The following is a 22,573-nucleotide window of genomic DNA, read 5'->3' on the forward strand; positions in this document are numbered from 1 at the left end:
TCGGCGGTCTGTCGTCGGCGGTCGGCGGTCAGCAATCAGCCGTTTGCGGTCAGCGGTCAGCAGTCGGCAGTCGGCAGTCGGCGGTCAGCGGTCAGCGGTCAGCGGTCGGTGGTCAGCAGTCAGCCGTTAGCGGTCGGCAGTCAATGGTCGATGGTCTGCCGTCGGCGGTCAGTGGTCGGCGGTCAGTGGTCGGTAGTCCGCGGCCGGCAGCAGCGGTCGGCGGTCTGTCGTCGGCGGTCGGCAGTCAGCGGTCGGCCGTCAGCCGTGAGTGGCCTGCGGTGGGCCGTCGGCCGTCGGCCGTCAGCTGTCAGCCGTGAGTGGTTGACCGTGATTGGTTGGCGGTGAGCGGTCTGCCGTCAGCGGTCAGCCGTCAGCAGTCGGCCGTTGGTGGTCGGCCGTCAGCAGTCGGCCGTCGGCCGCCAGGCCGCCAGCCGTCAGCGGTCTGCCGTCGGCCCTCAGCCGTGATTGGTTGACTGTGCGTGGTCAGCCGTCAACTGGCGGGCCTGCGGGTTCAGTGGTCGGCGGTCAGTAGCCAGCTGTCGGCGTCTGCTGATCGGGCGGTCAGCGCTCAGCGATCGGCGACGAAAGCGTCGAGCAGGCTGCGGTAGACGTCGGCGAAACGCTTGCGCGCGTTCTGTTGTTCGGCGGTCAGGCCGTCGGTCGAGTCGGGTCCGTACACGATCAGGTGGAGGTTCTGGCCGGGCGGTTCGGGCATCACGTCGATGATCTGGCTCCCGTCGCCCGAGGCGGGCATGCCGAGGTCGACGGTGGACAGCGCCGTGATCTCGGCCAGGGCGGCATCGATCACCTCGCGCCGGACCGTGCCGTCGATCTGGCGCGGGGCAGTGTTCGGATTCCGTTCGGGCGCAATGGCATCCGGCTGGTGGATGGCACGGCCGTCGGCGTGGACCTGGAGCAGCGGACGCAGATCGATCCGTTCCTGCCAGCCGCGGGGCATCGTCGTCAGGGTGAGCAGCGTGACGTCCGACCTGGCGGGCGCCGGCGCGGCCGGGTCTGCCACGGCGACGACCGAGCCGGTCGCGAACAGCATCGCGAGGACAACCAGGGTCGACAAAGTTCTCCGCATGAACTTCCCATCTCGGCAGCGTCGGGCGATCGCCTCGACCGGGAAGCGAGCGCAGACTCGCTCCGGCGCAGCGGCTTCGGACGCCGATGAGCGTAGCGCCGATGCGGCGTCGATGCGGGTCTATGGCGTGCGCAGGTCGGCTGCGAATGGGTCGAACCGACACACGCTGATGGTGTGTCCCTAGGTACGAGCCGCTACGCCGGTCGATGCCGCGCGGTCGGCGGCTCGCTGTGGTACCGCGGCCAGGGCAGCAGTCGTCCGTCTCGCACCGCGACCGCGAGCGCCGACGGGACGGCCACCGCTCGGGACAGCCGGTTGAACGGCGAGAGATCCCGGAGGGCGCGCGACGTGTCGGCTACCTGTCGGCGTGTTCCGGAAGCTGTGCGCGCGCGACGCGGAGACCCTTTCGTCTGCGCGGGCGCGGTGCTCGCGAGACCTGGCGACTTCCCGATCGCGAGCGCATTCGCCGAGCCGGACTCGGCCGCGCCGCGGCGACCCATTCGCGACCGGGTGATCGTTCTGGAATGCGCTCGATGCGACCGCGCGTTCACCGCGGGCAGACGATCGTGGAATCGCCGTCCGATCGGGTACGGCGCTCGCCTTCGGGCGGGCTCGCCGTACGTGTGGTGCGTGCCGTCGCGTCGCCGGTCGCCGCTGATCACCAGTTCACGGTAGATCGTCGGCGGGTACGCGAACAAGCATCCCGCACGGCATTCGCCCTGATCACCCGGTGTGATCGCGATCAGCGGCTCAGCGCAGCGCGGGCGGGTTGTTCAGGTCGGGTGCGGAGTAGGTGTCGCAGGCCCGCACCAGCCCGGTGCGGTAGCCCGTGAGGAACCACTTCTGCCGCTGGTCGGACGACCCGTGCGTCCACGCCTCCGGATTGACCCGACCCTGCGCCGCACGCTGGATCCGGTCGTCGCCGACCGCGGAGGCCGCCGAGAGGGCGTCGTTGATATCGGTGTCGGACAACCTTTGCAGGAACGGCCGGTCGCCGCCCGGCGCGGGCGTCTTGTCCGCGTAGTGGGCCCAGATGCCCGCGTAGCAGTCGGCCTGGAGTTCGGTGCGTACCGCGCCCGACTCCGGTCCGCGCGGGTCGCGCTGGGCGCGGCCGATGTCACCGAGCTGGTTCTGGATGTGGTGGCCGATCTCGTGCGCGACCACGTACTCCTGGGCGAGGGGGCCGCCGCTGGAACCGAAGCGGTCGGTCAGCTCCTGGAAGAAGCGGACGTCGAAATAGGCGGTCTGATCGGCGGGGCAATAGAAAGGACCGACCGCGCTGGTGGCGTTGCCGCAGCCGGTGGCGACCGCGCCGGAGAAAAGCACCAGCTCCGGCTCCACGTAGCGTTCGCCGGTCTGCTTGGGCAGTTCGCTCGCCCAGACCGCGTCCAAGCTCTGCGCGGTGAGCACGACCCGGCAGTCGACGTACTTGTTGGCGTCCGCGCCGGTCTTGCAATGCTCCGGGGTGCCCGCCGTGCCCGGCTGGGTTTGCTGGGTGTCCTGAGCGCCGGTGAACTGGCCGAGGACGGAGCCGGGGTCACCGCCGAGCAGCAGCGTGATCACCAGCAGGATCAGGCCACCCGCGCCGCCGCCGAGCGCGAGTTTGCCGCCCATGCCCGGTCCGCCGGAAGAGGCTCGGTCCGGGTCGATCTGCAGCCCTTCGTTGAACGTCATCATCGTCCTTAGTGGCGTTTTGTCCGGTTGGCGGGCGACCTGCTCGCTACAGCTTGACACGGCCGCGCGGATATCGGTTTCCCCTCGACGAACGTGTCTAACTACGATGGCAACCGCATCCGGCGACACCCCGCCGGTGCCGGAGTCGTCGAAAGGAATCCCGTGCTGCGCACCCACTTGGCTGGTTCGCTGCGAAGCGAGCACGCCGGTCAGACCGTCACCCTCACCGGATGGGTGGCCCGGCGGCGCGACCACGGTGGCGTGATCTTCATCGATCTGCGCGATGCGTCGGGTGTGGCGCAGGTGGTGTTCCGCGAAGGCGAGGCCGCCGAGCAGGCGCACCGGCTGCGCGCGGAGTACTGCGTGCTGATCACCGGCGTGGTCGAGCAGCGCCCGGACGGCAACGAGAACCCCGACCTGCCGACCGGCCAGATCGAGGTCAACGTGAGCAAGCTCGAGGTGCTCAACGAGAGCGCCCCGCTGCCGTTCCAGCTCGACGAGCAGCCCGGTGACGAGGCGCGCCTCAAGTACCGTTACCTCGACCTGCGCCGCGAAGTGCCCGGCCACGCCATCCGGCTGCGCTCGAAGGTCAACGCAGCGGCCCGCGCGGTGCTGGCCCACCACGAGTTCATCGAGGTCGAAACCCCGACGATGACCCGCTCGACCCCCGAGGGCGCCCGCGACTTCCTGGTGCCCGCGCGGCTGCAGCCGGGCAACTTCTACGCGCTGCCGCAGAGCCCGCAGCTGTTCAAGCAGCTGCTCATGGTCGGCGGTATCGAGCGCTACTACCAGATCGCGCGCTGCTACCGCGACGAGGACTTCCGCGCCGACCGTCAGCCCGAGTTCACCCAGCTCGACATCGAGATGAGCTTCGTGCGCCAGGAGGACGTGATCCTGCTGGCCGAGGAGATCCTTGTCGCGCTGTGGAAGCTGATCGGCCACGAGATCCCGACCCCGATCCCGCACATGACCTATGCCGAGGCCATGCGCCGCTTCGGCTCGGACAAGCCGGACCTGCGTTTCGGCGTCGAGATCACCGAGTGCACCGAGTACTTCAAGGACACGCCGTTCCGGGTGTTCCAGGCGCCCTACGTCGGCGCGGTCGTGATGCCGGGCGGTGCGAACCAGCCGCGGCGCCAGCTCGACGCCTGGCAGGAGTGGGCCAAGCAGCGCGGAGCAAAGGGTCTGGCCTACGTGCTGGTGAACGAGGACGGCACGCTCGGCGGTCCGGTCGCCAAGAACCTCAGCGACGCCGAGCGCGAAGGGCTGGCCAAGCACGTCGGCGCGGTCCCCGGCGACTGCGTGTTCTTCGCCGCGGGCGCGGCGAAGGCCCAGCGCGCGCTGCTCGGCGCGGCGCGCGGCGAGATCGCGCGCAAGGTCGGACTGATCGATGAGAACGCTTGGTCGTTCGTGTGGATCGTGGACGCGCCGCTGTTCGAGTCCACCGCCGACGCCACCGCGAGTGGCGATGTGGCGCTTGGCCATTCGGCGTGGACCGCGGTGCACCACGCGTTCACCTCGCCGAAGCCCGAGTCGATGGACACCTTCGACACCGACCCCGATTCGGCCCTCGCCTACGCCTACGACATCGTCTGCAACGGCAACGAGATCGGCGGCGGCTCGATCCGTATCCACCGCCGCGACGTGCAGGAGCGGGTGTTCAAGGTGATGGGCATCAGCCACGACGAGGCGCAGGAGAAGTTCGGCTTCCTGCTCGACGCCTTCGCCTACGGCGCTCCGCCGCACGGCGGCATCGCCTTCGGCTGGGACCGCATCACCGCCCTGCTTGCCGGTCTGGACTCCATCCGCGAGGTCATCGCCTTCCCGAAGACCGGCGGCGGCGTCGACCCGCTGACCGACGCGCCCGCGCCGATCACCGCGCAGCAGCGCAAGGAGGCGGGCCTGGACGTCAAGCCGGAGCAGGAGAAGGTCGAGATCAAGCTCGAGGTCACCGAGCCGTAGGCCGAGCTACGGCCAGCCGACGCGCCGTCCGCACGGAGTCACTCCCCGAGCGGGCGGCGCGTTGGCGTTGAGGGGTTTGCCTTTGCGCCCAAGCCCCAGCTGCTTCCCGCCGTGCCCGGCGGAGTCGGGCTGTCGCCGCCTCGCGGTTCAGGCCCAAAGGAATCGTTGGCTGCCACACATGCTCCGTACGCCTCACACAGTCGCTGGCTATGTGAGGCGTACAGAAGGTGTGTGGAACGGAAGCTGCACCCGTGAACCGGCCAGCGGTCGGTGCGGTGGGGTTCCGGTTAGACCGGGGCGATGCGTCCGCCCGTGAGGGTGCGGTAGGCGTAGGTGACAGCGAGGATCGAGATCGGGCCCGCGACGAGCAGTCCGATGCCGCACAGCAGCAGGCCGAGGAAGGTGATCACCGCGACGGACAGGGCGAGCAGCACCACCGGCCAGACGTTCTTGACCACCAGGTTGGCACTGGCCTTGATCGCGTCGAACGGGCCGAGATCCTGATCGACCACGAAGTGCAGCGCGAACATGCACAGCACACCGGCGATCAGTCCGGGTAATACGCACAGCGCCAGACCGATCCAGGTGCCGAGGAACGCGAGCAGGGCGGTCAGCAAGACGTTGCCCGCGTTGACGAACTTGAAGTACGAACCGAAAGCCGGTTTGGCGCCGTCTGTTTCGTACAGCGCTCCGCGCACCATCGCGGCCTGCAACAACCACAGCGCCGCCATCACCGCGAGGAAGAGCAGCACAAGCGGCAGCAGCGAATTCGGTTCGAACGTCTGGACTATCAACACGAAGATCAGATAGATGATGACGCCCAGTGCTGTAATTCCTAGCCATGACGCAGGATTCGACCGGAACTTTTCCAGCCCATAACTGATCGCGTGGCCGACGTCGAGACCGGTCGGCGCCCCCACCTGATAACCGTAGATCGGTTGTCCCGGTACCGCTCCCGTCGGCGCCGCACCGGGCGGCAGCGTACCCGGTTGCTGCGCCGCGTATTCCTGCTGCGTCCCGTACTCGTGCGGTGCACCGTACTGCTGCTGCGCTCCGTACTGCGGCGCGTCCGGCGACACGCCCGGCCCCGTGCCCGCGGGCCCGTATGCAGGCTGCGCGGCGACCGCGGGCGGCGGCTCCACCGGCTCGGCGCCGTACTGCGCCGCACCCGGCCCCTCGAACTGCGGATACCCCGCTCCACCAGGCATTTCATGGCGCGAGTGGCCCGCACCGGACGGCGGCGCGGACGGGTCGCTACTCTCGTGCTGCCCAGGGTGAGCCACGAACCGCTCGCTTCCACCGCCCTGCTGGGGTGTGCCGCCTGCGGGATCCTTGGGTGCGGAGGACGGTGTGTCGGTCAATGTCGGAGACCTTTCGACGCAACTGGTTTGCGATGTGGCGCACAGCAGTTCACGATGAGAAAACCGGACGCGTGCAATGGTGTCAAGCGAGCACGGCTTTCGTCCGCGACCACGACACGAGACACGCCGAGCGAAGCGGAAAGGTTGCGTAACCGCTCGCTAGAAGTGACCCCATGCGAGTAGCTTGAGAGGCGATGACCGCACTATTGGCCGAACGCGCCGCCGAAGTCGTGTCCGCAGCACAGCAGTTGCTCACAAAGCGAATGGGTGCTCCGGTGAAGCTGAGCGATCCGATGGAACTCAGCGGTAGTGGTAGGACGACAGTCCTACGTGTGCGTGTTGCCGAGAACTCGTTCTCGCTACCCCGGACGCTGATCGTCAAGCAGGTGCGCGGAGCCGCTCAGGACCGCCGCACCGGAGGCTTGGCCCCCGGCGTCGCGAGCATCGATTCGGCGTTCCTCCGGGAAGCCGTCTCCTACCAGTTCACCACCGCGCTCAGCCGCGAGCAGCGGCCCGGCGCGTACCTGATCGCGCACAGCCTGCCCGACCGCCTGCTCATCCTGTCCGATCTCGGCGAGAACGCCAGGATGACCGCGGTGCTGCAGTCCGGCGCCGAGCCCGCCACCCGCAACGCGCTGATGGCCTTCGCTCAGGCGCTGGGCCGGATGCACGCGGCGACCGTGGGGCGCGAGGCCGATTTCGTCGCGCTGCTGCGCCGCGTCGAGGTGGTGCACCGCGTCGACGGCATCGCCCAGCAGGCCGAGTCCGCGATCTCCGAGGTGCCCGGGATGCTGCAGCGCGAGCTGGGCATCGAGGTGCCCGGCGAGATCGCCGAGCGCATCGTGCGGGGCAACCGGTTGTTCTCGGCCGGGCGGTTCCGTGCGTTCAGCCCGTCGGACCTGTGCCCGGACAACGTCATCCTCAACCAGGAGGGCGCCAGGTTCCTGGACTACGAGTGGGGCGGCTTCCGCGACGCCACCCTCGACATCGCCTACGCGCTGGTCTCGTTCCCCGGCTGCCTGTGCGATTTCGAGCTGTCCAGGGATCGCGCAAGGCAGATGGTGGAGGCTTGGCGTTCGGAGGTCGTCGGGGTGTTCCCGGCGCTCGCCGACGACGAGGTGCTCGCCGAACGCATCCTGGAGGCACGCCTCATCTGGGTGTGGCTCACCACCTACTGGTTCCTGCCCGCCGACCACACCCGCATCGCGGCCGCGCGCGAACACGGTCTGTCGGTGCCGCGCTCGGCGGCGCTGATCAACCGCTGGGCCGCGCTCGCCGAGGACGCGCGCTGCACCGGCGACGACGTGATCGGCGACTTCGCCGACGAGGTGTCGGCGATGCTGGAAGAGCGCTGGTCGGAGTAGTCGGCCGGGCGAACTCAGCGCACACCCGGCGGCGCAGCGCTAGGCATGTCCGACGCAGAGTCGAGCGTCGCAGCGCAGCCGTAGCAGGACGGTCGGCGCAGGGCCCAGCGTCGGCAGTGCATCGCTAGGAATAGCCGATGCAGAGTCGAGCGTCGCAGCGCGGCCGTAGGAGAACGGTCGGCGCAGGGCCCAGCGTCGACAGTGCATCGCTAGGAATAGCCGATGCAGAGCCGAGCGTCGCAGCGCAGCCGTAGCAGAACGGTCGGCGCAGCGCGCAGCTTCGGCAGCGCAGCGCAGGAACGGTCGGCGCAGCGATCAGCGTCGGCTTAGCGATCGGTGTCGGCGCGGCGCTCAGAACGCTATGCGAACCGCCGGTGCGGCGATCACAACACGGGCGCCGGGCGCGGCTCGATCCGGCCGCCGCTCGGCACGGCGAAGCTCGCCGCGTGCCGCACGCCCGTCGCCGGGTCGGTGACGTCGGCGACGTAGAACCAGTCCATCTGCGCCTGCTCCTGGGTGACGTCCAGGACGCAGTACCCGTGCGACTCCAGTTCGACGTAGCGCAGGTGGTGGTTGAAGCCCTTGATCGATTCCTCGATCGGCACCGCCACGGTGCGCGGGGCCGCCTTCAGCGTCTCGCCGATGCTCGACGAGGTGACCGACGGGACGACGAACTCCGCGCCCGCCGTCGGCCCGCCGGGATAGTTCGCGGCGTCGATCGGCAGGTCCGCTGCCCACGAGGAGTGGATGTCGCCGGTCAAGAAGACCACGTCACCGACCTGCTGATCGGTGATCGCGCGGAACAGGTGCTGCCGGTCGGCGGTGTAGCCGTCCCACTGATCGGCGTTGGCGGGTGCGCCGGACTGCGGCACGCCGAGCGCGGCGGTGATGGCCGCGGTGGTCGCGGGCTCCAGCGGCGGGAAGACGAGCGGCGCGATCATCACCGAGTTGCCGACCAGCTTCCAGCGCACCGGTGCCGAGACCAAACCCGCTGTGAGCCAGTCCATTTGGGCCTTGCCGGTGATGGTGCGCGCCGGGTTGTCGACCTCGCGCCAGCCCGGGCCGGGCGCCACCTCCTGATCGCGGTAGCTGCGCAGATCGAGCATCGACAGCTCGGCGAGAGTGCCGAAGCGCAGCCTGCGGTAGATCTGCACGCTCGTCCCGGAACCGGTGGCGCGCACCGGCATCCACTCCAGGTAGGCGCGGGCCGAGGCGGCGCGGCGGTCCTCCCAGCTGCCGTGTACCGCGGGATCGTGGTGGTTGGCGCCGCCGGACCAGGAGTTGTCCGCGGACTCGTGGTCGTCCCAGGTGCAGATGAACGGCAGCAGGGCGTGCAGCGCGGACAGGTCGGGATCGGTCTTGTACTGGGCGTGGCGGATGCGGTAGTCGGCCAGCGTGACGATCTCGTTGGCCGGATCGTGTTGCCGCACCGCGCCGTTGCGGCCGCCGTACTTGCCGCGACCGTACTCGTACAGGTAGTCGCCGAGGTGGATGATCGCATCGAGGTCCGAGCGGTCGGCGAGGTGCCGGTACGCGGCGAAGTAGCCCGCCTCCCAGTTCGAGCAGGAGACCACGCCGAAGCGCAGCCGGTCCGGGGTGTCCGAGGGTGCGGGCGCGGTGCGGGTGCGCCCGACCGGCGAGGTCTCGCCGAGTGCGGTGAAGCGGTACCAGTAGTCGCGGCCGGGAGTCAGGCCGGACGCGTCGATCTTGACGGTGTGGTCGGCCGCTGCGGTGGCGGTCGCGGTTCCCGAGGCGGCGATCGAGGCGAAGCTCGCGTCGTCGGCGATCTGCCAGCCGACCGATGCGTCCGCGCCGACACCCGAGCCCGGCGTGGCGTCGTCGGAGACCGTCACTCTGGTCCACAGCACGATCCCGGTGGGCAGCGGATCGCCGGAGGCGACCCCGTGCTGGAACACCGGGCCCGAGGCACGCGCGGGCGTCGGTACGAGCAGCGCGCCCGCGGTGGCCGCGGCCGCCGCACCGCCCTTCAGTAGGGCACGCCTGCCGAACGGCCCGGCCTGGACGGTATCTGAAACGACCATGTTTTCAGCCACAATTCATGATCACAGCCGATGCGCGGCGCACCTGCAAATCGACACGGCGCAATCCCGGCGAATCGCGGGACGGACATGGCGTGTCGGAGCCGAGTTGTACGGTCGAAAGCATGAGCGAGCGGATCGTGTGCCAGCGCATGCCGGAGCCGAGTGGGGCGCGGGTATGAACGAGCCTTGCGTGCGAATCGTGTGCGCAGGGGCCTCGCGCGTGCCGGGTCGGAGTGTCGGTGAGGCGCTGGTATGAGCGAGCGCGGTGAGCGAATCGTGTGCCGGTGCGCCTCGCGGGTGTTGGAGTCGGGCGTCAGCGAGGCGCGGGTATGAGCGAGCGCAGTGAGCGAGTCATGTGTCAGCGCGCCTCGCGCATGCGGGAGCCGAGCGTCAGCGAGGCGCAGGCATGAGCGATGGGTTGTTCGAGGTGCCGGGTCAGGCGCCTGAGTCGGATGCGCTGGGCGGCGCGGGCGTTGATTTCCGCGGACCGGGCAGCGCCGCGCCCCTGGCCGTCCGCATGCGGCCCGCCACGCTGGACGAGGTTGTCGGGCAGCAGCATCTGCTCGGCCCCGGCTCGCCGCTGCGGCGGTTGATCGAAGGATCCGGCGCGGCCTCGGTGCTGCTGTTCGGGCCGCCCGGCACCGGCAAGACGACGCTGGCCTCGCTGATCTCGCAGGCCACCGGCCGCCGTTTCGAGGCGCTCTCGGCGCTCTCGGCCGGGGTCAAGGAGGTGCGCGCGGTCATCGACCTGGCGCGCAGGAGGCTGACCGTCGGCGAGCGCACCGTGTTGTTCATCGACGAGGTGCACCGCTTCTCGAAGACCCAGCAGGACGCGCTGCTCGCCGCGGTGGAGAACCGGATCGTGTTGCTGGTCGGCGCGACGACGGAGAACCCCTCGTTCTCGGTCGTCTCGCCGCTGCTGTCGCGCTCGCTGGTGCTGCAACTGCGTTCGCTGACCGACGCCGACATCCGCGTCGTGCTCGAGCGCGCCCTCACCGATCCGCGCGGTTTCGATGGCGCCTACACCGTCACCGACGACGCCCTCGACCACATCGTGCGGATCGCGGGCGGCGACGCGCGCCGGGCGCTGACCGCGCTGGAGGCCTCGGTCGAGTCCTCGCTCGACGGCACCGTCGACCTCGCGCTCGTCGAGGCGAGCGTGGACAAGGCCGCGGTGCGCTACGACCGCGCCGGCGACCAGCACTACGACGTGATCAGCGCCTTCATCAAGTCGATCCGCGGTTCCGACGTCGACGCGGCGCTGCACTATCTGGCGCGCATGATGAGCGCGGGGGAGGATCCGCGCTTCATCGCCCGGCGGCTGGTCATCTCCGCCAGCGAGGACATCGGCATGGCCGACCCGATGGCGTTGCAGACCGCGGTCGCGGCCGCGCACGTCGTCCAGCTGATCGGCATGCCAGAGGCCCAGCTCACCCTGACCCACGCGACCATCCACCTGGCCACCGCGCCGAAGTCCGGCGCGGTCCCCGCCGCGCTCGGCGCCGCCATGGCCGACATCTCCGCGGGCAAAGCGGGCGCCGTGCCACCGCACCTGCGCGACGGCCACTACGCGGGCGCCGCGCTGCTCGGCCACGCCAAGGGCTACAAGTACCCGCACGACGATCCCGACGGCGTGCTCGCCCAGCAGTACCCGCCCGACGAAATCGTCGGCACGGACTACTACCGCCCGACCGATCACGGCTACGAACGCGAGGTCGGCCCCCGCGTCGACCGCCTGCGTCGCATCGTGCGCGGAAAGTGAGCCGCGGGCCGGGTCGGTAGCGGCCGGTCGATGAAAAACCAGGTGCGCCGCCCCGGTAGGCTGGATACCTGTGCAGACCCACGAGATCCGACGGCGTTTCCTGGACCATTTCGTCCGTGCCGGACACACCGAGGTGCCGAGTGCCTCGCTGATCCTGGCCGACCCCAACCTGCTGTTCGTCAACGCGGGCATGGTCCAGTTCAAGCCGTACTTCCTGGGCCAGGAGGCGCCGCCCTTCCCGCGGGCGACCAGCGTCCAGAAGTGCGTGCGCACCGGCGACATCGAAGAGGTCGGCGTCACCACCCGGCACAACACCTTCTTCCAGATGGCGGGCAACTTCTCCTTCGGCGACTACTTCAAGGAGGGTGCCATCACCCTCGCCTGGGAGCTGATCAGCAAGTCCCAGGAGGAGGGCGGCTTCGGCTTCGACACCGACCGCATCTGGGTCACCGCCTACCAGGACGACCCGGAGGCCGCCGAGATCTGGCACCGGGTCGCGGGCATTCCGAAGGAGCGGATCCAGTTCCGCGACGGCAAGGACAACTACTGGGACATGGGCGTACCCGGTCCCGGCGGTCCGTGCTCGGAGATCTACTACGACCGCGGCCCTGCCTACGGCAAGGAGGGCGGCCCGGTCGCCGACGAGGACCGCTACCTCGAGATCTGGAACCTCGTCTTCATGCAGGACGTGCGCGGTGAGCTGAGCCCGAAGCTCGGCCACCCGCCGGTCGGCTCGCTGCCGAAGAAGAACATCGACACCGGCATGGGCGTCGAGCGGGTCGCCATGCTGTTGCAGGGCGTGGAGAACGTCTACGAGACCGACCTGCTGCGCCCGATCATCGACAAGGCCGAGGAGCTGACCGGCCGGTCCTACGGTGTCGAGCACGCCGACGACGTGCGCTTCCGTGTGATCGCCGATCACGCCCGCACCGCCGCCATGCTCATCTCCGACGGCGTCAACCCCGGCAACGACGGCCGCGGCTACGTGCTGCGCCGCCTGCTGCGCCGCATCGTGCGCTCGGCCCGCCTGCTCGGCGCCGAGAAGCCGGTGATGGCCGAGTTCATGAAGGTCGTCAGCGACCTCATGTCGCCGTCCTACCCCGAGCTCGGCACCGATTTCGGCCGCATCGAGACCGTCGCGGTCGGCGAGGAGACGGCGTTCCTCAAGACGCTCAACACCGGCTCGACGCTGTTCGACAACACCGCGGCCGCGGTGAAGGCCAAGGGCGGCACCAAGATCGCCGGATCGGACGCCTTCACCCTGCACGACACCTACGGCTTCCCGATCGACCTCACCCTGGAGATGGCCGCCGAGGCCGGGCTCTCCGTGGACGAGGACGGCTTCCGCACGCTCATGGCCGAGCAGCGGCAGCGCGCCAAGGAGGACGCCGCCGCCCGCAAGCACGCGCACGCCGACCTGAGCATCTACAAGGAGCTGGTCGACCGCGGCGCCACCGAGTTCACCGGCTTCGACGAGCTCACCTCCGAGGCGCACGTGCTCGCCCTGATCGCCGACGGCGTCCGGGTCCCGGCCGCGAGCGCGGGGCAGAACGTCGAGGTGATCCTGGACCGCAGCCCGCTGTACGCGGAGTCCGGCGGCCAGATCGCCGACCGCGGCAGCATCACGGCCGCGGGTCTCAAGCTGCGCGTCAACGACGTGCAGAAGATCGCCAAGAAGCTGTGGGTGCACAAGACCACCGTCGAGCAGGGCCAGATCACCGAGGGCGACGTGGTGCTCGCCCAGGCCGATCCGGCCTGGCGTAGCGGCGCGACCCAGGGCCACTCCGGCACGCACATGGTGCACGCCGCGCTGCGGCAGGTGCTCGGCCCGAACGCGGTGCAGGCCGGCTCGCTGAACAAGCCCGGCTACCTGCGCTTCGACTTCAACTGGCAGGGCCAGCTGACCGAGCAGCAGAAGGCCGATATCGAGGCGGTGTCCAACGACGCCGTCGGCGCCGACTTCCCGGTCAACACCTTCGTCACCGACCTGCCCAAGGCCAAGCAGATGGGCGCGCTCGCGTTGTTCGGCGAGAACTACGGCGACGAGGTCCGCGTCGTCGAGATCGGCGGCCCGTTCTCGATGGAGCTGTGCGGCGGAACGCACGTGCAGCACTCCTCGCAGATCGGCCCGATCACGCTGCTCGGCGAGTCGTCGGTCGGTTCGGGCGTGCGGCGCGTCGAGGCGTTCGTCGGCCTGGACTCCTACAAATACCTGGCCAAGGAGCGCGCGCTGCTCGCCGGTGTCGCCGCCTCGCTGAAGGTGCCCTCGGACGAGGTGCCCGCCCGCGTCGAGCAGCTGGTGGAACGGCTCAAGGTCGCCGAGAAGGAGCTCGAGCGCACCAAAATCGCCGCGGTGCTCTCCTCGGCGAGCAAGTTCGTGGACGAGGCCGAGCGCCTCGGCGGTCTGCTGCTGGTCGCCGCGGCCGCGCCGGAGGGCGTCGCCGCGGGCGATCTGCGCACCCTGGCCACCGACATCCGCGGCCGCTTCGGCAGCGAACCCGCGGTCGTGGTCCTGCTCGGCAATGTCGACGGCAAGGTGCCGTTCGTCGTCGCCGCGAACAAGGCCGCGCAGGAACTCGGCGTGAAGGCGGGCGATCTGGTCGGCAGCTTCGGGCCGAGCATCGCCGGTCGCGGCGGCGGCAAGCCGGAGATGGCGCAGGGCGCCGGCTCCGATCCCTCCGGTATCGCGGCGGGTCTGGCCGCGGTCCGTGCCCGGGTGGCCGAAATCGCCCAGTGATGCGCGACTCCGAGAGTTCGCGTTCGACGGGTCGGCCGCACGCCGCGGACCGGCCCGACCCGGCGGCCGATCCGGGCCGTGGCAGACGGCTCGGCATCGACGTCGGAAGTGTCCGCATCGGCGTCGCGTCCAGCGACCCGGACGGCATTCTCGCGACCCCCGTGGAGACCGTGCCGCGCGCCAAGAAGAACGCGCGCGGCGCGGGTACGGCAACCGATATAGCCAGAATTGCCGAAATTGTGCGGGAATACGAGGCCGTTGAGGTTATTGTCGGTCTGCCGCGCACATTGCGCGGGGAAAAGGGAACCGCGGCCGGGCTGGCCATCGCGTTCGCCGAACGTTTGCGGTCAGAGATCGCTCCCGTGCCGATCAGGCTTTCCGACGAACGTTTGACTACGGTGTCAGCTGCACGTGCATTGCGGGACAGTGGAGTTCGCGCGCGTGGCCAGCGGCAGGTGATCGATCAGGCGGCGGCCGTGTCGATCCTGCAAGGATGGTTGGACGAACGGAGTGCGGTGTTGAGGTCGGTCGAGGAAGCGACGCGGGACGTGTCGTCCGGAGACGATGCATGACTGATCGATGGGCGCGGGCCGAGGAACGGTACCGACAGCGCGAGGCTGATCGGCGCTACCGACGGGACGACCGAGCCTGGGAGAGAGACGGGCGAGATAGGGGCGGCCGGTCGGCCGGGCCGCACGACGACTGGGACGACTACGAGGACGACACGACCGTCATCCCCCGCTACACCGACGACGACGAGCCGCTCTACGACGACCAGCCGCTGTACGAGGACGACGGCTACGACGACGAGCTGGACTACGAGGAGCCGGAACCGCCGGAGCCGCCCAAGCGCACGACACGATCGTCGGCGCGCAAGTCCGCCGCCAAGGACAAGGAGCCACGGCCGTCGCGCGGTTCGCGCGGCAAGCGTTCCCGGGTGGCTTCTCGCAAAGCGGCCGAGCGCAAGCGCAAGCGCCGCAACATGTGGCTGATCGGCGGCGTGCTCGCGGTGCTGCTGGTCGGCGCGGGCGGCTTCGCGGTCAAGAAGCTGGTCGGCGAATTCGGACCGCCGGAGGATTTCGCGGGGCCCGCGGGGCCGCTGGTCGTGGTGCAGGTGCACCCCGGCGACACCTCGTCGCAGATCGCGCAGACCATGGTCGAGAAGGGCGTCGTCGCGAGCACCGGCGCGTTCTTCGAAGCGGCCGTGCGCAATTCGAACATGAGCTCGGTGCAGCCCGGGTACTACCAGATCCCAAGCCGCAGCCCCGCCGCCGAGGCGGTCGCCGCGCTGCTCGGCAAGAACTCGCGGGTCGGCAATCTGGTCATCTCCGAAGGACGCCAGCTGCACGACCAGCACGACGTCAACACCGGCGCACGCAAAGAGGGCATCTACACCAAGATCGCCGCCGCCAGCTGCATCGGCACCGGCCCGCAGCAGAAGTGCGTGACCTACGAACAGCTCGACGCCGCCGGCTCCAGTAGCGACCTCGCCGGGCTCGGCGTGCCGTCCTGGGCGGAGCAGTCGGTGCGTGAAGCGCCGGACCGCAAGCGCCAGCTCGAAGGCCTGATCGCCGCGGGGACATTGGATTTCGACCCCAGCGGAACCCCGCAGCAGATCCTGCGCCAGCTGATCACCTCGAGCGCGGCGAGCTACGAGTCCACCGGGCTGCTGACCTCCAGCGCGAAGAACAAGCTCAGTCCCTACGAGACGCTGATCGCGGCATCGCTGGTGGAGCGGGAAGCGCTGCCGCAGGACATGCCCAAGGTCGCGCGGGTGATCGTGAACCGGCTGGAAGTCGAGCAGCCGCTGCAATTCGACTCGACGGTGAACTACTCGCTGGACCGCACCGAGGTCGCCACCACCGACGAGGACCGGGCCACCCGCACCCCGTGGAACACCTACGCGATGTCCGGCCTGCCCGCCAACCCGATCTCCGCGCCGTCGCTGAACGCGTTGCGCGCCATGGAGAATCCGGAACCCGGCGACTGGCTGTACTTCGTGACGATCGACCAGAAGGGCACCACGCTGTTCACCGAGAGCTACTCCGAACACCTGCGCAATATCGAAAAGGCGCAACAGAGCGGGATTCTCGACAGTGGACGGTGAAACTGCCCGCAAGGCGGCGGTTCTCGGCAAACCGATCGCGCATTCCCGTTCGCCCCAGCTGCATTTGGCCGCGTATCGGGCGCTCGGCCTGGACTGGACCTACGAGCGCATCGAGTGCACGGCCGAACAGCTGCCCGGACTGGTGGACGGCCTCGGGCCGGAGTGGATCGGCCTCTCGGTGACCATGCCCGGCAAGGAGGCCGCCCTGGCCTACGCCGACGAGCGCACCGATCGGGCCGTGCTCGTCGGCTCGGCGAACACGCTGGTGCGCACGGCCGGGGGCTGGCGCGCCGACTGCACCGACGTGGACGGCGTGCTCGGCGCGCTGCGCGGCGGCGGCGTCACCGAGATCGCGGAGGGGCTGGTGCTCGGCGCGGGCGGCACGGCCCGCCCGGCGCTGCTCGCCCTCTCCGAACTCGGCGCGAAGTCGGTCACCGTGGTCGCCAGGGACGCCGGACGCGCCCGCGGCGCACTGGAGCTGGCCGACACGCTCGGGATGGCGGCGAGCGTGATCGCCTTCGACATCGACGCCGTGCGCGGCGCGAGCGCGAGCGCGGGCGCGGTGGTCAGCACGATCCCCGCCGAGGCGGGCGCCCTGGTGGCCGAGGCGGTGGCCGTCGCGCCGGTGGTGCTCGACGCCATCTACAACCCCTGGCCGACCCCCTTGGCGACTGCGGTCGAACGCGCCGGACACACCGTGGTGAGCGGGTTGCAGATGCTGCTGAACCAGGCCTACGGGCAGGTCGAGCAGTTCACCGGTCGCCCAGCGCCGCGCGCCGCGATGGCGGCCGCGGTGGACGCCTGACATCCCCGACCGAATGTCACCGCCACCCTCCCGGACAGGGTGACGGTGACATGCAGTCGGTTGATTCGGCGGCCCGAAAATTTCTGACACGGGTTCTAGTTATGTTCCCGGGGCCTGCGCGTTAAGGTGTTCTGCATGATTGCTTGGGTAGTGCGAGCTGTCCTGCTCGGTGCACTGGTCGTCGCGCTGCGCACCGTGCTCGGGTTCGCGATGGTGCAGTGGCCGACGCAAGGCGCGTGGATGCGGATGCTGTGCCTGCTCGTGCTGCTTGTCGTCATCGTGGGGTGGGGCATGCTGGACGGACGCAAGGACCGCGTGGCGCATCCTGACCCGGAACGCGGCTCGGATCTGACCATCCGGTGGCTGAAGGCGGCCGTGGCAGGCGGGCTCGGCAGCGGCGCGGTTTCCTGGCTGCTGGACTTCCTGCCGCGCTTCGACCTCGGCGACAACGGTCTGCTGTTCGAACTGACGGCGGGCGCGTCGTTCATCATCCTGTTGATCTTCATCCCCGGACTGATCGGCGTCGGCATCGGCCGGATGCTCGCGGGACGGCGGGCCGACAGGGGCAACCCGTCGCTCACCCAGCCCGCCGCCGCGGGCGCCTGACTCCGGAACGAAAAACAGCGCCGCACCCAACGGGTCTGGCGCTGTTGTCCTCTCGGTCGGATGCTTCGCGCAGCGAACAGCGCCCCAGCCGATTCGGTTGGGGCGCTGCTGTTTACGTCCCGCTACAGCAGGATCGCGCCGCCGCTGGGGCTCTGCTCCCGTGCGATGGCGGAGTACGCCGCGGCCAGCAGGCTGGGATCTGGGCCTTCCAGGCGACCGGGCTTGGCCAAGCCGTCGAGGACGACGAAGCGCAGCACGCCGGAGCGGGTCTTCTTGTCGGTCTGCATGGCGTCCAGCAGCTGCGGAAGCGCGTCGGCGTCGTAGCTGGTCGGCAGGCCGACGCTGGACAGGATGGCGCGGTGCCGGTCGGCGGTGGCGTCGTCGAGGCGTCCGGCGAGACGGCCGAGCTCGGCGGCGAAGACCAGGCCGACGGAGACCGCGGCGCCGTGACGCCAGCGGTAGCGCTCCCTGCGCTCGATCGCGTGGCCAAGCGTGTGGCCGTAGTTGAGGATCTCGCGCAGGCTGGATTCCTTGAGGTCGGCGGCGACCACGTCGGCCTTGACCTGGATGGCGCGGGCCACGAGCTCGGGCAGCACGTCGCCGGTGGGATCGAGCGCAGCTTCCGGATCGCGTTCGATCAGGTCGAGGATCACCGGGTCGGCGATGAAACCGGCCTTGATGATCTCGGCCATGCCCGCGACGATCTCGTTGCGCGGCACGGTCTCCAGCGTCACCAGATCGACCAGCACCGCCGACGGCTCGTGGAAGGAGCCGACCAGGTTCTTGCCCGCCTCGGTGTTGATGCCGGTCTTGCCGCCGACCGCGGCGTCGACCATGGCGAGCAGGGTGGTCGGCACGTGCACGACCTGGACGCCGCGCATCCAGGTGGCCGCGACGAAGCCCGCCAGGTCGGTGGCGGCACCGCCGCCCAGGCTGACCACGACGTCGTTGCGGGTCAGGCCGATGCGGCCGAGCACCTCCCAGCAGAAACCGGCGACGGCGAGGTCCTTGCCCGCCTCCGCGTCCGGAATCTCGACGCGGTGCGCGTCCAGGCCCGTCTCGGCCAGCGCCTTGCGCACCACCTCGGCGGTCTCGGCCAGCGGCGGCTGGTGGAAGATCGCGACCGTGCGCACGCCCTTGGTGGCACCCGTGACCGACTCGACGAGTTCGCCGAGCAAGCCGCGACCGATGATCACCGGATACGGGTCTGCGGTGCGTACTTGGATACGACTCGGCTCTGTCACTGCTGCTCCGATTCTGTTCGTGCCGATTGCTCGAGTGCTCGCGCGCGGGCGCGGCGAGCGCGGGCGCGCCGGGCGCGACCGCTGGAACTGGTCTTCGTTGCCGATTCTGCCGTCGCGGTGTGCGCGGTGGGATCGGCGGGTGCGCCGGCCCCGGCGCGGCGATGCGCCCGGGAGCGGGCGCTCTGGTTCTCGCCAGTGGCCGAGGCCGTCGCGGCTTCCGCGTTCTTCGGTGCCGGAGTCGTCGAATCGACTTGTCCCGCAATGGAAACGGCGGATGCTTGCGATCCGGCGGGATTCGGTGCGCCCGCAGGGCGGCACGCTCTGGGGCGGCGGGCGCGTACCGGGGCGGGCGTCGCGCCGGTGTCCTCGGATCGGGCGCCGGAGGCGATGAGCCGGGGGAGCCAGGACCTGGCCGAAGGCTCCGCGCGTGGCGCGGTGGACTCGGTGCGATGCGATTCGCCGGAGGACGTGCGGGCCGCCGGGCGCCTGCGGCGCGGACGACGTCTCCTGCCGGAAGCCGTGCCCTCGGCTGCGCTACCCGCGCTCGAGGCATCGGACTGTGCGCCGGATGCCCGCTCGGCGTTGCCTACCTCGTCTCGGACACCGGCGGCTCCGGTCGCACCGCGGCCTTCGCCCACGATGTCCGGATTCGCGTTGTCGCCTTCGCCCGCGTTCTCCGCGGTTGTGTCGTGAGCGTTCCGGGCCGTCGCAGCCGAGTCCTCGGTTACCGCGCCCGAGCCCGCGATGTCGGAGCCCTTGGTCGCGGCGTCGACGCGTCCGGTCCTTCCGCCGAGTTTCGTTGTGGCAGCGCCGGTTTCCTTGCCGGCCGCGGTGATCCGCGTGGCCTCGGCGCTGCTCGCGGCGGCACTGTTCATCTTGTGCGCAGTGCTGCTTTCTCGGCCCCCAGCGCTGTTCTCCTCGGCCGTGCCGTTTGCCGCAAGAGTCTGGTTGGCCGCGGCGACGTCGTTCTTAGCTGCCGCGCGGCGGGCGGCGGCACGAGCTCTGGCCCGGCGACGGGCACGGGAGCGGCTGCTGCCCTGCCCTTCCGGCGTCTGGCCAGCGCTGCGGCCGGTCGCGGTGGCTTCGGGTTCGGGGTCGGCGCTGGGCGCGGCGGGTTCCATGCCCAGTTTGTCCAGGATCATTCGAACCACCCGGCCGGGGCTGCGCCCGTCGGTGCGCACCCGCACCGTGGCGACCTCGCGGTACAGCGGGCGGCGCTTGCGCATCAGCTCGCGGTACTTCGCGCCGGGGTCGTCGCCGTTGAGCAGCGGACGCTGATTGCTCGCCCCGGTGCGCCGCAGGCCCTCGGCCACACTGATCTCCAGGTACACCACGGTCCGGTTGCGCAGCAGCGCCCTGGTGTCCTTGGACAGCACCGCACCGCCGCCGAGCGAGACCACGCCGCGCTCGGCGAGGATGGCGCGCCGCACCACTCGCTCCTCGATCCGGCGGAACTCCGGTTCCCCATCGGCGGCGAAGATCTCGGGGATGGTGCGGCCGGTCTCGCGCTCGATGCCCGCGTCGGTGTCGTACAGGTCGACGCCGAGTTCCTTGGCGAGCTTGCGGCCGATCGTCGATTTCCCCGCCCCCGGCGGTCCGACCAGCACCACGCGCGGTGCGCGCGGGTCGGTCTGCACGATCATTGCGGCCGACTGTCCGCCGGGACGTGCGGGCGGGTACCGATCCGCTTGACGTAGCTGGTGATGTTCTCAACGGTCTCGTTCAGCGAATCGCCGCCGAACTTCTCCAGGGCGGCCTGCGCGACCACCAGCGCCACCATCGCCTCGGCGACGACGCCCGCGGCGGGCACGGCGCACACGTCGGAGCGCTGGTGGATGGCCACGGCCTCCTCGCCGGTGCTCATGTCGACGGTGGACAGGGCACGGGGCACCGTGGAGATAGGCTTCATCGCCGCGCGCACCCGCAGCGGCTCACCATTGGTCATGCCGCCTTCGAGGCCGCCGGCGCGGTTGGTGGAGCGCAGCACGCCGTCGGGGCCGGGCCGCATCTCGTCGTGCGCCTGGCTGCCGCGCCTGCGCGCGGTCTCGAAACCGTCGCCGACCTCGACGCCCTTGATCGCCTGGATGCCCATGAGCGCGGCCGCGAGCCGGGAGTCGAGGCGGTTCTCGCCGCTGACGAACGAGCCGAGGCCGACCGGAAGTCCCTCCACGACCACCTCGACGACGCCGCCGAGGGTGTCCCCGTCCTTCTTCGCCGCCTCGATCTCGGCGATCATCGCCGCCTCGGCGGCGGCGTCGAACGCGCGCACCGGGCTCGCGTCGACCGTGTCCAGATCCGCGGCGGTGGGAATCACGCCGGTGGTGTTGGCGGCGGCGCCGATCGAGACGACGTGCGAGACGACCTCGACACCGAGGGCCTGGCGGAGGAAGTTGCGCGCCACGGTTCCCGCCGCGACGCGTGCGGCCGTCTCTCGGGCGCTCGCGCGCTCCAGCACGTTGCGTGCGTCGTCGAAGCCGTACTTGAGCATGCCCGAGTAGTCGGCGTGGCCCGGACGGGGCCGGGTCAGCGGGGCGTTGCGGGCCAGGTCTTCCAGTTCGGCCGGATCGACGGGATCGGCGGACATGACCGTCGTCCACTTCGGCCACTCGGAGTTGGCCACCTCGATGGCGACCGGGCCGCCCATGGTGCGCCCGTGGCGCACGCCGCCGACCATGGTCACCTTGTCGGCCTCGAACTTCATCCGGGCGCCGCGCCCGTAGCCGAGCCTGCGGCGCGCGAGCTGAGCGGAGATGTCCTCGGACGTCACTTCGACACCCGCGACCATCCCGTCGAGGATGGCGACGAGGGCGGGACCATGGGATTCTCCGGCAGTTATCCAGCGCAGCACGCTGTCCATCCTTCCATGTCGGGGCGGTCCGACCCGCATCCGGTCCGCCGTGATCGCTGGCACGTCGCCAGGCGCGAGCCGTGCCCGAGTCTTCTTACTGGCTATCGCCACTCACCCGCCGGACGTACACCGCCGTCGACTGCCCGCTGTTCGCGCCTGAACGTCCCTCGGGGTTCGCAAGGGGTCGTGTCTCGGTGCGCCGCGAGCGGCTCCGGTGCTGCCTCCTCATCCGAGGCCAGCAGCTCTCGCTGCGCCTTTGGGACCCGGTCGGCTGTTCGAGGCGCGGCCGCTGGGTTCGGGTTGGTGCGATCAGCGGCGACGTGGGCGATTCCATCCGGCAGCGCTACCACTCGGCGCCCACTGGCGACGGCGAGGCATCACCCGCTCGGCACCGCCAAGGCGAAGAGTGTCGCCAGACACATCGAGGGGCCGTGCGCCACCGTGTTCGGCCGCGCCCGTGCGCTCGCCGCGATCCGATGGCGAACCAGCAGCGCCAGTCCGACGCCCGCTGTGAGTACCGGCGCCGCCAGCGCGGCCCACACCCACGCCTGCGCACCGCCGAGGGCCGCGGCGGCCCCGAGTCCGACCGCCAGCTTCACGTCTCCCGCGCCGAGGCACGCGGGCGCGGCGAGGTGCACCACCGCGTAGGGCGCTGCGAGCAGCGCCGCCCCGACCGCCGCGGCTGTGAATTGTGTTGTGAACAGGGCGTATCCGAAGATGGCGAGCGCGCCCCATCCGGTGAGCGTGTTGGGCAGCCTGCGCTGCCGAAGATCGTTGAGGCTCAGCGCCGCACACCATCCCGTGAGCGCGGCGAATGCTATGTAGGCCATGCGATCCACCCTTGTTGATTCCCGGCTCGTTTCGAAGCGCTCGATGCGAAATGTGCATAACCGCAGCGCATGTGAACACCCGATGGATCGGAATCGCCTGGACGCCGAGACGGGCGGCCACGCGGACACAACGGCGAAGTTCCG

Annotated in this window: 15 protein-coding genes and 1 pseudogene; 8 read left to right on the forward strand and 8 right to left on the reverse strand. The window is 70.1% G+C overall.

All coding sequences use genetic code 11. The annotated features are described in order from the left end of the window. Window positions 1-568: 568 nt before the first annotated feature. Both NAM01S_RS05295 and ypfJ read right to left on the reverse strand, forming a co-directional pair. The gene (locus tag NAM01S_RS05295; RefSeq protein WP_067780195.1) at window positions 569-1,087 is read right to left on the reverse strand and encodes a hypothetical protein; all 519 of its coding nucleotides are present in this window, start codon (window positions 1,085-1,087) and stop codon (window positions 569-571) included. Between the two features lie 750 nt (window positions 1,088-1,837). Then, complete coding sequence (gene ypfJ, locus NAM01S_RS05305) at window positions 1,838-2,761, reverse strand: KPN_02809 family neutral zinc metallopeptidase (RefSeq protein WP_067780247.1); 924 nt, start codon at window positions 2,759-2,761, stop codon at window positions 1,838-1,840. A 162-nt stretch (window positions 2,762-2,923) separates the two neighbouring features. On the opposite strand from ypfJ, the gene aspS reads away from it, so the two are divergent. Next, window positions 2,924-4,723: an aspartate--tRNA ligase gene (gene aspS / locus NAM01S_RS05310; protein ID WP_067780201.1), complete on the forward strand. Its 1,800-nt coding sequence runs from the start codon at window positions 2,924-2,926 to the stop codon at window positions 4,721-4,723. Window positions 4,724-5,010: 287 nt separating this feature from the next. Here aspS and NAM01S_RS05315 read toward each other — a convergent pair whose 3' ends face one another. Further along, complete coding sequence (locus NAM01S_RS05315) at window positions 5,011-5,931, reverse strand: DUF2189 domain-containing protein (RefSeq protein WP_253798263.1); 921 nt, start codon at window positions 5,929-5,931, stop codon at window positions 5,011-5,013. Window positions 5,932-6,278: 347 nt separating this feature from the next. Here NAM01S_RS05315 and NAM01S_RS05320 point away from each other — a divergent pair, with 347 nt between their 5' ends. Continuing rightward, window positions 6,279-7,448, forward strand: coding sequence for a phosphotransferase family protein (locus NAM01S_RS05320; RefSeq protein ID WP_067780207.1), 1,170 nt, complete (start codon window positions 6,279-6,281; stop codon window positions 7,446-7,448). A 383-nt stretch (window positions 7,449-7,831) separates the two neighbouring features. Here the strand turns inward: NAM01S_RS05320 and NAM01S_RS05325 are convergent, their stop codons facing one another. Beyond that, a complete protein-coding gene (locus NAM01S_RS05325; RefSeq protein ID WP_067780210.1) occupies window positions 7,832-9,490 on the reverse strand; it encodes an alkaline phosphatase D family protein in 1,659 nt (552 codons plus the stop codon). Window positions 9,491-9,896: 406 nt separating this feature from the next. Between NAM01S_RS05325 and NAM01S_RS05330 the strand changes: the two genes are divergently transcribed. From NAM01S_RS05330 to NAM01S_RS05355, 6 genes are all read left to right on the forward strand, one after another. Further along, entirely contained in the window at window positions 9,897-11,252 is a 1,356-nt protein-coding gene (locus NAM01S_RS05330; RefSeq protein ID WP_067780212.1) for a replication-associated recombination protein A, read from the forward strand. Between the two features lie 70 nt (window positions 11,253-11,322). Then, complete coding sequence (gene alaS / locus NAM01S_RS05335; RefSeq protein WP_067780215.1) at window positions 11,323-13,989, forward strand: alanine--tRNA ligase; 2,667 nt, start codon at window positions 11,323-11,325, stop codon at window positions 13,987-13,989. Next, complete coding sequence (gene ruvX / locus NAM01S_RS05340) at window positions 13,989-14,561, forward strand: Holliday junction resolvase RuvX (protein ID WP_067780217.1); 573 nt, start codon at window positions 13,989-13,991, stop codon at window positions 14,559-14,561. The genes alaS and ruvX overlap by 1 nt, the downstream gene beginning before the upstream one ends. After that, a complete protein-coding gene (locus NAM01S_RS05345; RefSeq protein WP_067780220.1) occupies window positions 14,558-16,096 on the forward strand; it encodes an endolytic transglycosylase MltG in 1,539 nt (512 codons plus the stop codon). The genes ruvX and NAM01S_RS05345 overlap by 4 nt, the downstream gene beginning before the upstream one ends. Beyond that, on the forward strand, window positions 16,086-16,901 hold the full coding sequence (locus tag NAM01S_RS05350) for a shikimate dehydrogenase (protein WP_067780223.1): 816 nt from the start codon (window positions 16,086-16,088) through the stop codon (window positions 16,899-16,901). Before NAM01S_RS05345 ends, NAM01S_RS05350 begins: the two co-directional genes overlap by 11 nt. A gap of 135 nt (window positions 16,902-17,036) precedes the next feature. Beyond that, on the forward strand, window positions 17,037-17,507 hold the full coding sequence (locus tag NAM01S_RS05355; protein WP_067780226.1) for a B-4DMT family transporter: 471 nt from the start codon (window positions 17,037-17,039) through the stop codon (window positions 17,505-17,507). Window positions 17,508-17,629: 122 nt separating this feature from the next. Here the strand turns inward: NAM01S_RS05355 and aroB are convergent, their stop codons facing one another. The 4 genes and pseudogenes from aroB to NAM01S_RS05375 all read right to left on the reverse strand — a co-directional run bounded on the left by aroB (window position 17,630) and on the right by NAM01S_RS05375 (window position 22,429). After that, window positions 17,630-18,751: a 3-dehydroquinate synthase gene (gene aroB, locus NAM01S_RS05360; RefSeq protein ID WP_067780228.1), complete on the reverse strand. Its 1,122-nt coding sequence runs from the start codon at window positions 18,749-18,751 to the stop codon at window positions 17,630-17,632. 1,124 nt (window positions 18,752-19,875) lie between these two features. Next, window positions 19,876-20,394: pseudogene (locus NAM01S_RS35625) on the reverse strand (shikimate kinase); the annotation flags it as partial. Next, a complete protein-coding gene (gene aroC, locus NAM01S_RS05370) occupies window positions 20,391-21,599 on the reverse strand; it encodes a chorismate synthase (protein WP_067780249.1) in 1,209 nt (402 codons plus the stop codon). The gene aroC and the pseudogene NAM01S_RS35625, both read right to left, overlap by 4 nt. A 377-nt stretch (window positions 21,600-21,976) precedes the next feature. Next, complete coding sequence (locus tag NAM01S_RS05375; RefSeq protein ID WP_067780252.1) at window positions 21,977-22,429, reverse strand: prepilin peptidase; 453 nt, start codon at window positions 22,427-22,429, stop codon at window positions 21,977-21,979. Between the last annotated feature and the right edge of the window lie 144 nt (window positions 22,430-22,573).

Source organism: Nocardia amikacinitolerans NBRC 108937 (genome assembly GCF_001612615.1).
GTDB lineage: Bacteria > Actinomycetota > Actinomycetes > Mycobacteriales > Mycobacteriaceae > Nocardia > Nocardia amikacinitolerans.

Coding starts and splice junctions, on each gene's coding strand:
- NAM01S_RS05295 (WP_067780195.1), bottom strand. CDS start 1,087: ATGCGGAGAACTTTGTCGACCCTGGTTGTCCTCGCGATGCTGTTCGCG.
- ypfJ (WP_067780247.1), bottom strand. CDS start 2,761: ATGACGTTCAACGAAGGGCTGCAGATCGACCCGGACCGAGCCTCTTCC.
- NAM01S_RS05315 (WP_253798263.1), bottom strand. CDS start 5,931: ATGCCTGGTGGAGCGGGGTATCCGCAGTTCGAGGGGCCGGGTGCGGCG.
- NAM01S_RS05320 (WP_067780207.1), top strand. CDS start 6,279: ATGACCGCACTATTGGCCGAACGCGCCGCCGAAGTCGTGTCCGCAGCA.
- NAM01S_RS05325 (WP_067780210.1), bottom strand. CDS start 9,490: ATGGTCGTTTCAGATACCGTCCAGGCCGGGCCGTTCGGCAGGCGTGCC.
- NAM01S_RS05330 (WP_067780212.1), top strand. CDS start 9,897: ATGAGCGATGGGTTGTTCGAGGTGCCGGGTCAGGCGCCTGAGTCGGAT.
- ruvX (WP_067780217.1), top strand. CDS start 13,989: ATGCGCGACTCCGAGAGTTCGCGTTCGACGGGTCGGCCGCACGCCGCG.
- NAM01S_RS05345 (WP_067780220.1), top strand. CDS start 14,558: ATGACTGATCGATGGGCGCGGGCCGAGGAACGGTACCGACAGCGCGAG.
- NAM01S_RS05355 (WP_067780226.1), top strand. CDS start 17,037: ATGATTGCTTGGGTAGTGCGAGCTGTCCTGCTCGGTGCACTGGTCGTC.
- NAM01S_RS05375 (WP_067780252.1), bottom strand. CDS start 22,429: ATGGCCTACATAGCATTCGCCGCGCTCACGGGATGGTGTGCGGCGCTG.